This window comes from Levilactobacillus humaensis, from assembly GCF_024345185.1.
Classification (GTDB): domain Bacteria; phylum Bacillota; class Bacilli; order Lactobacillales; family Lactobacillaceae; genus Levilactobacillus; species Levilactobacillus humaensis.
This window is the reverse complement of record NZ_BROB01000005.1, coordinates 40,755-53,245: the sequence shown is the minus strand read 5'-3', so window position 1 is coordinate 53,245 and position 12,491 is coordinate 40,755. Positions and strand designations below refer to the sequence as shown.

At 48.3% G+C, this 12,491-nt stretch carries 10 protein-coding genes; 2 read left to right on the top strand and 8 right to left on the bottom strand.

Annotation, left to right across the window (positions count from 1 at the left end; genetic code table 11):
• Positions 1-2: 2 nt before the first annotated feature.
• Together OCU14_RS02645 and OCU14_RS02640 are read right to left on the bottom strand one after the other, a co-directional pair.
• Positions 3-1,196, bottom strand: a complete 1,194-nt coding sequence (locus OCU14_RS02645) for a hypothetical protein (protein ID WP_261809679.1) — start codon at positions 1,194-1,196, stop codon at positions 3-5.
• Between the two features lie 175 nt (positions 1,197-1,371).
• Positions 1,372-2,604, bottom strand: a complete 1,233-nt coding sequence (locus tag OCU14_RS02640) for a hypothetical protein (RefSeq protein WP_261809678.1) — start codon at positions 2,602-2,604, stop codon at positions 1,372-1,374.
• A 323-nt stretch (positions 2,605-2,927) separates the two neighbouring features.
• On the opposite strand from OCU14_RS02640, the gene OCU14_RS02635 reads away from it, so the two are divergent.
• Together OCU14_RS02635 and OCU14_RS02630 are read left to right on the top strand one after the other, a co-directional pair.
• Entirely contained in the window at positions 2,928-4,004 is a 1,077-nt protein-coding gene (locus OCU14_RS02635; protein WP_261809677.1) for a family 20 glycosylhydrolase, read from the top strand.
• Between the two features lie 196 nt (positions 4,005-4,200).
• A complete protein-coding gene (locus OCU14_RS02630) occupies positions 4,201-6,024 on the top strand; it encodes a DUF5776 domain-containing protein (protein ID WP_261809676.1) in 1,824 nt (607 codons plus the stop codon).
• A gap of 89 nt (positions 6,025-6,113) precedes the next feature.
• On the opposite strand, the gene OCU14_RS02625 is transcribed toward OCU14_RS02630, so the two are convergent.
• The 6 genes from OCU14_RS02625 to OCU14_RS02600 all read right to left on the bottom strand — a co-directional run bounded on the left by OCU14_RS02625 (position 6,114) and on the right by OCU14_RS02600 (position 12,412).
• The gene (locus tag OCU14_RS02625) at positions 6,114-7,670 is read right to left on the bottom strand and encodes an MFS transporter (RefSeq protein WP_261809675.1); all 1,557 of its coding nucleotides are present in this window, start codon (positions 7,668-7,670) and stop codon (positions 6,114-6,116) included.
• A complete protein-coding gene (locus tag OCU14_RS02620) occupies positions 7,663-8,238 on the bottom strand; it encodes a PadR family transcriptional regulator (RefSeq protein WP_261809674.1) in 576 nt (191 codons plus the stop codon). Before OCU14_RS02620 ends, OCU14_RS02625 begins: the two co-directional genes overlap by 8 nt.
• Positions 8,239-8,441: 203 nt before the next feature.
• Positions 8,442-9,803, bottom strand: a complete 1,362-nt coding sequence (locus OCU14_RS02615) for an MFS transporter (protein WP_261809673.1) — start codon at positions 9,801-9,803, stop codon at positions 8,442-8,444.
• Between the two features lie 334 nt (positions 9,804-10,137).
• On the bottom strand, positions 10,138-10,989 hold the full coding sequence (locus tag OCU14_RS02610) for an aldo/keto reductase (RefSeq protein ID WP_309296916.1): 852 nt from the start codon (positions 10,987-10,989) through the stop codon (positions 10,138-10,140).
• Between the two features lie 26 nt (positions 10,990-11,015).
• Entirely contained in the window at positions 11,016-11,654 is a 639-nt protein-coding gene (locus tag OCU14_RS02605; protein ID WP_261809672.1) for an NAD(P)H-binding protein, read from the bottom strand.
• A gap of 116 nt (positions 11,655-11,770) precedes the next feature.
• Complete coding sequence (locus OCU14_RS02600) at positions 11,771-12,412, bottom strand: NAD(P)H-binding protein (RefSeq protein ID WP_261809671.1); 642 nt, start codon at positions 12,410-12,412, stop codon at positions 11,771-11,773.
• Between the last annotated feature and the right edge of the window lie 79 nt (positions 12,413-12,491).

Sequence of the window (12,491 nt, the reverse complement as noted above, 5' to 3'; positions counted from 1 at the left end):
GACTAGCTGGCAAACGCGAGTACCGCCATCACTAAGTCATTAATTGAGAGATCATAGCGTAGGGTTCGACCTGAGCCCAGATCGATAATTTCGTAGACCGTTTCCGGCAGGCCCTCATGACCATCTCGGCCCGTAGCCGACATATCAACGATTTCACCCTCAGACTCTTGGAATCTGTCAATATCAGCAATGTCGAACAATCGCCGCTGCCGCCGCTGAATTTGCAGATTGACATGCTGAGCAAGTTGCGCCAACCCATCGGAAAACTCGCGGTCACCGGCGTACTGACGGCCGTGAAAAATTTTAGACAGTGCGTCGCCAGCTTCGGTAAAGGGAATCGCCCCACCAAAGCGGCGTTTCTCACTTTGATCCGTGAACTGATACCAACACGAATCGCCTAAATCTTGGTCGGACACCGCCAAGTCGTCCAGGGTGAGCAAGTCTTTCAGCGTCACAATCCTTCGCGACTCGCTTTGCCAGCAGGTCAGCAGGGATAGCTGCGCATAATCCAGAGAAAGTTGTTCTAGCCGCGGCCACAGAAGCCACTCGCGGATCTGTTGCGGGCTAGCCCCACACCGTAGCGCATAAAGGACTGTTCCTAAGCGTTCCCGTGGGACGAGTCGTAGCAATGTTTTCCCGGTTTGATCCTGAATGGTGAAGCGGACTTCATCGACCTTATTGACCCCATTGGGCTGACGATCCCGTCGCACAGTCCGTTCCCAATCGTAATTCAACATTGAAGCCTCTTGAGCTTCATTTTGCGGTTGATCGTTACGCAACTGCGGATGCAATAACGCCGCCACCAGCCGCCGATCATCATCAACATCCCATGCGCGATCACAGACATAGCGGCTACCCATCACCGTCAACCCCATTTTCGCGAGGTCCTGAATCAAGCTAATGATGGTACTGGATTCCTGTACGTTCGCTGACAAGCCTTGGTCGTGATCACTGGCTCTTAAGGTCGCCAATGTCGACTTAAGATCGTCCAGCGTCACCCCATTGGCATAAACACCCGTATCGTTATAGAGCTGATACCGCGCATCGTTCAAGGTCAATCGCCGACGTTCTGGCGACAGGACGGTCACGTCGCTTCCTGGAGATACGATATCGGCTTCACTATAACGGTAAATTAACATTGTGGCGGCCATTTGGTGTTCAACTAGATATTGGTTATAATCCATTGCTTTTTTCAATAGAATCATCGCTCCTTAGTCATCAGCTCACTAATACTCACATGAAATCACCTGATACACTCAATTATACCCAGTCAAATGGACATATCATGTCAGTTTGACACTTTTGGTTGCAACAATTTAATCTTAAAGTCTGGGAAGCCACAATCGGCCCCCCAGACTTAATCGGTTCAGTCTAACTATCCTTCCTTGAAAGGATTATTTTATGTTGCGCGACCAACGCCAACAAGGTTGGCACCAGTTCCCGAAATGACAGGTCGTAGCACACCGAAAGTCCAGCTTCACGATCGAAGATTTCATAGACCGTTTCCGGAAAACCACCCGTGTTGGCCCGGCTAGTCGCCTCCAGATCTTCGATTTCACCATTTTCAACCTTAAATTGGTCGACATCACAAACGGCTAATCGCCGCCGTTGCCGCCGCTGAATCTGCAAGTTAAAGCACGCAGCAAGGCGGACCAACCAATCGGAGAATTCGCGATCACTGGGACGCGGGTCACCATGGAACGCGGCTTCCAACACGTCACTCGCCTCTTCGGGAGCCATCGCGCCACCCAAGTCACGCGTGTCGGCGGCATTCGTAAATTGAAACCAACGCGCGGTAATTGGCCGGTCAGTGGGCACGGAGACGGTATTCAATTTCCGTAAATCAGCGAGTGAGGTTATTGGCTTTGCTGGCGTCTGGCGACTCTCAACTAAGGCTAATCGCGCCGAACCAATCAAAGATTGATCCAGTCTCGGCCACAGAAGCCACTCCTGCAATTGGTGTGCTGAAAAACCGCAACGTAAGCCGTAAAGAACGGTGCCCAATAAGTCCAAGGGAATCAAACGAATCAGCGGATGACCCGCCCGGTCCTGCACAGTGAATCGAACATCGTCGACCAGTTCTGCGTCGTGTCCATCATGTTCTTCTCGCATGACAGGCTGCTGATCCTCGTCCACCATGATGGTTGAACCTGGCGTTTCGCCAGCTTGGACTGTACAGCCCCGATGTGACAGCAAGGTTGCCATCAATCGACGATCGTCAGTCGCTGTCCAAGTTCGTTCACAAACATAGCGACTGCCGGTCACCACCAACCCCATCGCCGCGACCTGACGAATCAAATCAGCCACAATATCTAAGTGCGGTTCTTCAGTCGATAAGACTTGTGGCTGGTCACTAGCCATCATCTCTGGCAATCGACGATTGAGATCGGCTAACGTCAGACCATTGACGTAGAAGTCACCAGAATTATTGTAAAGTTGGTAACGCCCGCCGCGTTGGGTTAGCCGTCGCCGCTCCGGAGACAACAGGGTCACCCGATTCTCTGGCACTACCGCATCAGCTTGACTGTAATCATAGATTAAGAGGTTCGCGTAAATCTGTTGGTCGGCTAGGTATTGGTTCAAATCAATATTCTTTTTCAGCATCGACATCGCCCCTTCAGTTTTTTAGATTTCACTAGTCAGGAGTGCTAGTGAAATCAGTTGATAACCTCATTCTAGCAAAGCAGACTGACATATCATGTCAGTAATTACGAAATTTCATCACCATTCCCAGAAAAATCAACTAACGATGTCTCGAATTTAGCAAAAATGACTCTCTATCCTCACAATCATCCCACCCCAACATATTTTCACGGATTCTCGACCAAATCTGACTCGGAAACCATTCTTTCATTGACCCTGCCAAGTCATAAACAGTATGCTAGGGGCGACTGTATTATCAGTGACTCACCAGAGGAGGAACGCCATTGAAGCGTCGTTCATTCATTATGCTTATTCTAATCAGTTTCTGTTTGGCTCTCATTTCACCAATCGCAACTACCGCTCAGGCGGCGCGACGTTCTCAGCTGGATACTAAGCAGGGACTCCTCATCGATCTCGGCCGCCATCCCCTCTCCGAAAGTTCCCTTAAGCGCGTCATCTCGGCCGCGGCCGATCAGCATTTCACCTACGTGGTCCTGCACCTCAGCGACAACGAACATCTCAGCTTTCAGTCAACCTATTTGGGAAATCGGGCCTCGAAGACGGTCTTGTCACCCAAGGCCCTCAAACGGCTGGTTACCTTTGCCAACCAACGCCAACTTCAACTGGTTCCGGACGTCGATCTGCCCTCGCATGCGGGCGCGATTCTCAAACAACTCAAACGTAAACACGGCAAGACCTACCGTGCCGTCAAACTTGACAAAGAAACGCTTGACTACACCAGTCCTAAGGCGGTCACCGTCGCCAAAAAGATCTATCGCGAACTGGATGGTAGCTTTAAAAACCAACCATATCGTGATCTCATTATCGGTGCCGATGAGGTTCCAGGAACGGATGGCGACTACCGCTACCTAACCAAGTTCGTCAATCAACTTAACCGCGATCAGAACAAGCGCGGCTTTACCACCGTCGTGTGGAATGATTCCATTCTAAAGAAACAACTGCCGAAATTAGATGCCAACATCGTGGTTACCTACTGGTCCCAGTCTGGCAACCACGCCGAACGAGCCGAACTCGTCAACCGGCGTGCCAAACGCGTGTCGGTTCCCAATCTGGTTAACCGCAACCGCCAAATTATTAACTGCAACAGCTATGCCACCTACTATCAGCTGCAATACATTGGCAATGCTGCTTACGATACTTACTTCTTGAATTACCTTCGCGACGATTACACCCCGGACATGTTTAACGAAATCGATCGGACCAACGCCAACCACAACCGGACACTTGAACCCAGTGTGACGACCCGTGGCACCCTCATCAGTCTCTGGGGACACGACTCCCAGCAGACCTCGACCACGGCCATCGTCACCTTTATTCACCGCCTGAGCGTCCCGAAATAGGCCCCTATGCCTAGACTCAGTGGGGTCACATCTTTAAATCCGTGTGATTCATCGGCTTGGTTAATTCACCTGACTGACTCAACAATTTTAAGAGTTAAGTTTACCGTTATACCAACATTCTCCCCTCCTAATTAGTTTGTTTATATGATATACTACAATCATAATAACGGCGCTAAACGTATAAGGGGTGTATGAAATGAATCGACTAATCCATAAGATCACCATCTCCGGACTGACCCTGCTGTTACTAGGCGGTGTGGTTAGCCCAAGTATTGCTTTTGCCGACTCGTCCACAACCAACAATAGTTCTGTCACCACTGCGAAAACGACCGAGCAGACCTACAATGTCCAATCAATCGGCCTGCCCTATACCCTGGTGAGTGACAAGACTGGTATCCACAAAGTTTACTGGTATGGCAAGTGGCCAGACAGTGTGACTGCTACACAAGCCAATGATCCCGTATTCATTCAAGGACTTAATGACTTGTATCCAGAAATACCAGATATTTCTAACTTCACAGGTACGCTTGCCAGTATGATAGTGCCCATCTCCCTCTTACCCGGTGAAACGACCATTGACTATCTGGTTCGTTCAGCCGGAGGCGAGGCAGGCAGCGGGGCTGACTTCATTGACAGCATGACCACGTCCACCTATATGTCTTCGTGGATTATCGGAAATTCTGCCCGCTTTAAAACGGGACAGCTCACACGAGACGATTTTCAGGCGAACTATGAAAATGAATTTAGACCAAAAATGGAAAAAATCGATGGCACGGAAGGCCTCATCAAGTCATACGATCAGATCTTTGCCACTGAAGACGATGACACCTTTAAGTCACTCATCTCCAGTATGATGGGTGGCATGTTACTCGGAACTCATCTGGGTACCGAATCCGACGAACAACTGGCCACCATTAAAACCGATGATAGCGTACGGCAAATGCGTGCAATGCTAACAGCACCGATGACCAATTACCTGCACCTTCAAGCTGACGGAACGTATGAACTCGATGGACTCGTTCTCAGTGAATTTCAAGCGCTTAGTTCCTGGTTCGTAGATGTCGTCACACCCGATCCGGATCCAGATCCTAATCCCGCAACGAGTCAACCGGTCACCGTCCACTACGTTGATGCCAAGGGCAAGCAAGTTGCCCCAGACAAGACGCTGACGGGAAGCCTGGGAAGTGCCTATGCTACCAATGCCCTCACGATTAAGAACTACAAGCTTTCCAAGTCCCCGGCCAACGCCAAGGGCACCTTTACCAGCCAGGCTCAAACAGTCACCTATGTCTATGATCCCGAAATTCAGACAGGTGGTTCCGGCGCTACGGTGGCGCCAGAAGGCAGTGCCGTTTATGGTCTCAAGAAGCTCGCTCTGTATAAGAAGACCAGCTTTACCAAGAAGAACCGAATCACCGTCTACGCTAAGAAATCACGGCAGAACCGGCCGATGTTTGTTGTGACCGGCTATACCAAATCGGCTAGTGGCGCCAAGCGCTACAAAGTTCGCGACGTCAATCATCACAGTAAGACTGCCGGAAAGACGGGATACATTACAGCGAAGAAGTCTGTCGTGGCCCCCGTCTACTACACGAAGAAGACCAACAAGATTACCGTCACCAACCCTTCCGGCATCAATGCCTACGCCAAGAAGAACCTGACCAAGAAGAAGGCGCACTACCGCCAAGGGCAGGTCCTCAAGGTTAAGAAGATTGTCCACCACAACCTGACCACTCGTTTCGTCTTAACAAACGGTCGCTACGTGACGGCCAATAAAAAGTTGGTCATTGCCGGAAAGAAGACGATGCCTAAGAAGATCGTCACCAAAACGGCTGTCAATCGGTATCGCACGGCTAACCTGACCAAGCGCAACCGCCATTATCGCCAGAACACCGTGCTCAAGGTAACGGGTTGGACTTATTCCAATGCGAACAACTTCAGCAAGCGTGACACCCTGCGCTACAAGGTTAGCGGGGGATATGTGACTGGTAACTCACGGTATGTTCGCGGCATCAAATAATTTAATTTCATTCACAAAAATCCCACAGAAAATTCTGTGGGATTTTTTGACGTTCTATAAAACTTTTATTCTTGATAAACTCGCTTCTATTAATCCAATTCAGATGGATTGGTCTTATGATTCCGCATAAAGGCAGCGGCACAGATTCCCCCAATGACAACAATGATGGCCGACGTTAACGTCACCGCACGCGTTCCGTTGGCATAAGCCTGCCAAACCGTCTGTTGAATGGCATGGGCAAATGGCATCTTTGCTAGCCGGGCACTGAAGGCAATGCCGTGACCCGAGAATGGTCCCGCACTGACCAAGGCCTGGTGAATGCCCGTCGCAGCTGCTTTGGGCATGTTGATCTGACCGAAGTGAGTTGTTAAGTAATTTTCATAGACATTGTTTTGAATCAAGCCGAGGCTAACAATGCCCAAGGTCACCCCGATTTTCCGGAAAACGTTAATCAAGCCGGAAGCCATTCCCATCTCACGTACTGGAACACCTTCCATACCGCTACTGTTCAGGAGTGGGTTAACCATCCCATTGGTAATCCCCATGAGCACCATCCCCGGCCAAAGTTCGGCGAAGGAAACGTTGACCGTCATAACATTGGCCAACATGAGAAAACCAATGCCACCTAAGAAAAGACTGCCACTGATCATCCACTTTTTAGAATAACGATTGCCGAGATACCCAGTCAGTGGGCCTAAAATTAGGGACCAGATACTAATCGTTAATTGCCGGACCCCAGCTTGTAAGGCCGAGTAGCCCATGTAATTCTGCATCAGCGCCGTCAGGTAGGTGTTATACGAATAGATCCCCGCACCCAGTGCCAGGGCTACGATAACCGTGCCCACAAAATGTGGATTCTTAAACATTTCCAGGTTGACCATTGGCTGTTTCAGCCGACTTTCAACCCAGATAAAGACGATGAAGAGCCCGATTGCCGCGCCAAACCAGCCCAGCATTTGTGGACTCGTCCAGGTCCAGTTCGGATGGTTTTCCTTTAAAATCAAGCCATAAATAAGCGCAAATAAACTCCCCGCGGACAGGGCCATCCCGGCAAAATCAATCTGATGATTATGACTCAGATCCGGCACCTCATCAACATAGATAATCGTTAAGATAATCGCCACAATTCCAATCGGAATGTTCACGTAGAAGATTGACCGCCAGCCAAATTGGGCCACCAAGTAACCCCCAACTAACGGACCCGAAGCGGAAGACAAGCCAATAATGGACCCCAGAATTCCGAGGGCCACGCCCCGTTTGCTTCCCTTGAAACTAACTGCGACCAACGCCATGGCCAAGGCGTTCATCCCGGCACCACCTAAGGCTTGGGCACCACGACCAATGTCTAGGACTAACAGGTTAGGCGCCATCCCATTGATTGCCGAGGCCAGGACAAAGATCGCCAAGGAAATCACAAAGACTCGCTTTAGCCCATACATATCACCGATCTTAGACACGATTAGCAGGGTAACCCCCAGAACCAATGAGTAGGCATTTAGGACCCACTGCACATTGTTAAATGATTCATTGAAATCACGGACCATGGTTGGCAAAGCCACGTTAACAATCGTGACATCTAGTAAGGCCATGAAGACCCCTAGGGAGAGGGCAACTAACCCAATCCAACTTCGTGTTGACTTACTCATTGTGCTGATTTCCTCCATTCGCTTCGGCAGTTCCTAAACTCGACAACTGTTGATTCGTCCATTTGACCTTGGTTTCGCTCTCCGCAATTTGCAATTCAAGGGTGCGAATGCCCCACGCCAGACCACTAACCCGATCTGGTGACGCGTGCTCTAACTTCTCTTTCAGATGCAGGTAGACGCGCTGATAAACTTCTAAGTCTGTTAAAATGGCTGCTTTGTATTCATTAAGAATCTGTAGCTGGACGGCCAAAGGCTCACCAGCCATGCCTTTAAATTTAAAACGATAGAGAGATTCGCGCTTGGCATCAATCGCAACAGGTGACACCAGCATTTCATGGAGATGCTGCCGTCCCTGTGTGGTAATCTGTGCCAATCGCTTCCCCCGCGAGTCCGCCTTCGCCGGTACAAAGATAATATCCCCGGCCTCCGCCAACTTATTTAAGATTGGATACATCACGCCGTTAGAAATCTTGCGACGCGGAACCAATACACTTTCCAGAACCTGCCCGAGCTTGTATCCCGACATATCCTGTGACATTAGCGTGCCTAGTATCAATAGTTCGTACATTCTCTGCCTCCCAACTAATAGGTCGTAACGACTTATTAAGTATAGGTCTTTTCGACTGGTTGTCAACGTTTAATGTGCTATCACCAACAATTGCTTATAAAAATCACAATACTGGCACCAGAACCAACCCGGACGACTGAAATCCATCGTGTTAGAAACAATTAAAAAGGGGTCTGCCAAGCTGACGTGGCAGACCCCTTCATTTAAATTTGAGATTGCTGAACGGGTTCTCGCTGCTGGTTTCCCTTTAAAAACAGCGCCGCAATCAGACTTAACCCTGAAATAACTGAGATAATCAGCAACTGGTCATGATAACTCGTTGAAAAGCTGTGAACCCCACTGGTTAAGGCGATCACAATTGAAACCCCAACCGATTGCCCAAATTGATGGACCGTATTGACCACGCCAGAAGCGGCCCCGGCAATTTCAGGGTCGGTATTGGCTACCCCTTCCATAGTCAATGGACTGAGCACCAATCCCTGACCGAATCCAAAGATAATCATTGGGATAACCACCGCTACCCAGTAGCCCCGCTCTAAGCCCAGAACGACGGTCACCAAGAAACTCAGGGTAACGAGCACATCCGCAATCACAATCAGGCGAGCATTGCCGATCTTATCCGACAATCTTGAAACTTGTAGAGCCCCGATAAATTGGGGAATGGTCACGGGCAAAAAGGCTAGACCGGTCAATAGCGGCGTAAAGCCATACGTGTGCTGCAGAGCTTGGGTGGTCACAAAGTAGTAAGCGAAGGCCCCGCCAATAAAGAAGAAGCGTGAAATGTAGGCACTGTTACGCTGGCGATCTTTAAAGAGTCGTAACGGCATAATTGGACTGTTCACGACACGTTCAACATAGACAAACAATCCCAGTGTCAGCACTGAAAGAAAGAGCGCGGGCACCTGATAAACTGTCCCATCAATGCTATAGACTAACGCTGATAGACCAATCACTGACAGGATGGTTCCCATGATATCAAGCTGCCCCGAATGCTTACGTCCATCATCCGTCACAAAACGAATTGCCATGAGAAACATCAGTAGGCCAACCGGAACGTTTAAGAAGAAACCATAACGCCAAGAAAACAGACTGGTGATGATCCCGCCAAATACCATCCCAAAGCTAGCGCCAATCCCGGCCGTGGTGCCATAGGCCGCAATTGCCCGTGACCGCATCTTCCCTTGGTAGTTATCCAGTAGCAAGGCGAGCGTGGTTGGTGCCAAGATAGCCGACCCCACGCCTTGAAGAGCCCGCATGGCAATAATCATGGGGGCATTGGGTGATAGCCCCACCATCAAAGATCCAAAGGAGAACAACAGTAATCCGATCAAGAAGACCCGCTTACGGCCATAGACATCCCCAACCCGGCCGCCGAATAATTGGAAGCCCCCAAAGGTTAAGGTATAGGCACTGCTAACCCATGCCAGAGTCTGAGCATCCATGTGCAAATCCGCGGCTATTTTCACCGTGCTGGTAAAGACAATCGAATTATCCAAAAGAATCATGAAGTAACTCAACAGGATAATCGGTAACACAATGCCAAATTTTTCTTTATTCTTAGTCATGACAAACTCCTATCTCAACGTAATTTTCTTAATGTGATCAAGTCAAGCGCTGGATTGAAGGCTTGTTAGAACTGCGTTAATCCGATAACTCAACCTGAGTCACAACTTATCTTCGAAGTGAATGAATCAATCATAAGACGACTTGGATTTTTTGAAAATTACTAGATTAGCAAGCTAGTATACATAGATCGTATACTATACAATTTTGAATTCACTATTTAGTCTTTAGAACACGGTAGCAAAATTATGGTCCCGAGAATAGAGCCAGTGGCATCAAAAAACAGGCAAGGATTTTAAACACAAATCCTTACCTGTCACATTTGAAATTGTTCAGTTAATCCTGACGACCGCCTAAGGCTGCTACCATCTTAGGATCACGGTGATCAAAGAAGGCTGATTCTTGCATGTCGAGAGCTGCAATCTGGTCCATTTCAGCGTCTGACAAATCGAAGTCAAAGATGTTGATGTTCTCTTCCATCCGGTTCTTGTGCACGGACTTAGCTAATGACACGACACCTCGCTGGTAGAGCCAACGCAGAACCACTTGGCCAACACCCTTGCTGTGGGCTTGCGCAATCTTCGTTAACGTTTCGTTAGTGAACAGATTGTGCTTACCTTCAGCGAATGGTGCCCAAGCTTCAGGTTGGATACCTTCCTTCTTCAACCAGTCCATTTCATCCTTTTGTTGGTTCCAGGGATTGATTTCGATTTGGTTTAATTGTGGCGTCACGTCGTTATGGATAGCCAAATCAACGAACCGGTCGGCATTGAAGTTGGAAATCCCAATGGCCCGAACTTTACCCGCCTTTTGTAGTTCTTCCATAGCACGCCATGACCCATAAACATCACCATAAGGTTGGTGAATCAGGTACATATCCAAATAATCCAATTTCAATTTATCCAGTGAATCTTGGAAGGCCTTCATCGTTGCGTCGTAACCCGTTGAGCTAACCCACACTTTGGTCGTCACGAAGAGGTCCTCACGAGCAACTGGTGATTCCTTAATAGCTTCACCAACTTCGGCTTCATTACCGTAAGCTTGGGCCGTATCAATCAACCGGTAGCCTGCGTCAATCGCATCTAAAACAGCTTGCTTCGTTCCGCCATTTTCGATTTGGAAAACCCCAAACCCAACTGCTGGCATTTCAACACCATTGCTTAACTTAATCATTGGTACATTTGTCATAATTATATTTCCTCCTTGAGTTCACTTTAGTAAAAGCTTGGCTTAGCAAAGTCTGCGCCTGGTTCGCCCAAGCCCAAACTTTCGCGATGGTAGTCCGCTTTACCTGACAATAGATCCGTTACAAATTGTGAAACTGCCTGCCGCGTCACTTGTGCTTCCGTAAAAGGTTCGCCCTTCTTCGTGACGTGAACGGCCGTATTACCGTCTTGATTGTACAACCAAGTAATCCGCAAAATGATGTAATCTAATTGACTATTTTCAATGATATCAGCAGATTTCTTGTAAGGTGTTTCCCAAACAATTCCAGTGTGTTCACGGTACCATGACTGGAACTTACCACTGACTTCTTGGTAAAGGTCGGGAACGTTGGCAGCGATGAACCGCTTAACGCCTGTTTCTTCCAATGTCTTAACTAGTGGTCCAACAATATCGTCATTGGCCACAAAGCTCAGGTAAACGGCATCAACATCCGTTAAGTTTGCCTTAATTGTTGTAACATCTTGGAAAGTGCCATCGACCAACGTCACCCGGGAACTCTTGACATCGCTTAACCGTGACGTCACGTTCCGACCATATAAGACCAATTCATCATCTGTCTGATCTAATAAATTCTGTGTCACCATACGACCGATTTGACCTGCTGCACCTAAAATCATTACTTTCATAATGTTTCCTCCTCGTTTGACTTCATGGACTCACTATAAACTATGGAGCTAACTTCATAGCAAGTCCCTTTTCAATATTTTTTAACCTGAGTTATTAAGAATCCATGCCATACGCGTTAATAGAACGACGGCTTAGCCATGTTCTCAGAACCCTTTTCAATAATGGCCACATTCTGATGAACCTCAAGGTCTGGTTGTTTAACAATGGCCGTGACAAAATTTGCAACGGCTTGCCGAGAAACCTGGGCACCAGTGACCGTTTCACCAAATGGAATCAACGTATAATCCGTCTTTTCCGCATTGTTATAGAGCATGGTCATCCGAATATAAGTTTCATCGATTTGCGGATCGTCTTCTAACGACTTGATTGCGGCCCGTTCATCATCGCGTCCGGCAAAAGACCCCATCATTGATTGACCCCATTCACCGAACTTACCACCGACTTCGTCGTAAAGACCGATGGTTCCTGAGATTACTAGTCGCTTAACACCTGCGATTTTCATCGCTTGATGCGTTGTATTCATGGCGTCAGTCAGTGGGACATTAAGAAAGACCAGATCTTGACCACTTAAAGCTGTCACTAATTTTTCTTCGTCTGCTAAATCACCGTCAATGAACTGAACACGTGAATCATCAATTGCCAAACGTTGCGTGACATTGTGACCGAATAGCGTCAAGTCCACCTTGGTTTCCTTTAGCAACTGTGACGTTAAGAACTGAGAAATCTGTCCCGTGGCTCCTAAAATTATCACTTTCATTACGATTGCTCCCAACTTTTCCTGTTCGTTAACCTTCCGAATGAACACCTTCATTTTACGCTATGAAGTGGACTTCACC

Bases quoted from the DNA above. Each gene is read 5' to 3' on its own strand.
- OCU14_RS02640 (WP_261809678.1), bottom strand. From the start codon at position 2,604: ATGCTGAAAAAGAATATTGATTTGAACCAATACCTAGCCGACCAACAG.
- OCU14_RS02630 (WP_261809676.1), top strand. From the start codon at position 4,201: ATGAATCGACTAATCCATAAGATCACCATCTCCGGACTGACCCTGCTG.
- OCU14_RS02625 (WP_261809675.1), bottom strand. From the start codon at position 7,670: ATGAGTAAGTCAACACGAAGTTGGATTGGGTTAGTTGCCCTCTCCCTA.
- OCU14_RS02620 (WP_261809674.1), bottom strand. From the start codon at position 8,238: ATGTACGAACTATTGATACTAGGCACGCTAATGTCACAGGATATGTCG.
- OCU14_RS02615 (WP_261809673.1), bottom strand. From the start codon at position 9,803: ATGACTAAGAATAAAGAAAAATTTGGCATTGTGTTACCGATTATCCTG.
- OCU14_RS02610 (WP_309296916.1), bottom strand. From the start codon at position 10,989: ATGACAAATGTACCAATGATTAAGTTAAGCAATGGTGTTGAAATGCCA.
- OCU14_RS02605 (WP_261809672.1), bottom strand. From the start codon at position 11,654: ATGAAAGTAATGATTTTAGGTGCAGCAGGTCAAATCGGTCGTATGGTG.
- OCU14_RS02600 (WP_261809671.1), bottom strand. From the start codon at position 12,412: ATGAAAGTGATAATTTTAGGAGCCACGGGACAGATTTCTCAGTTCTTA.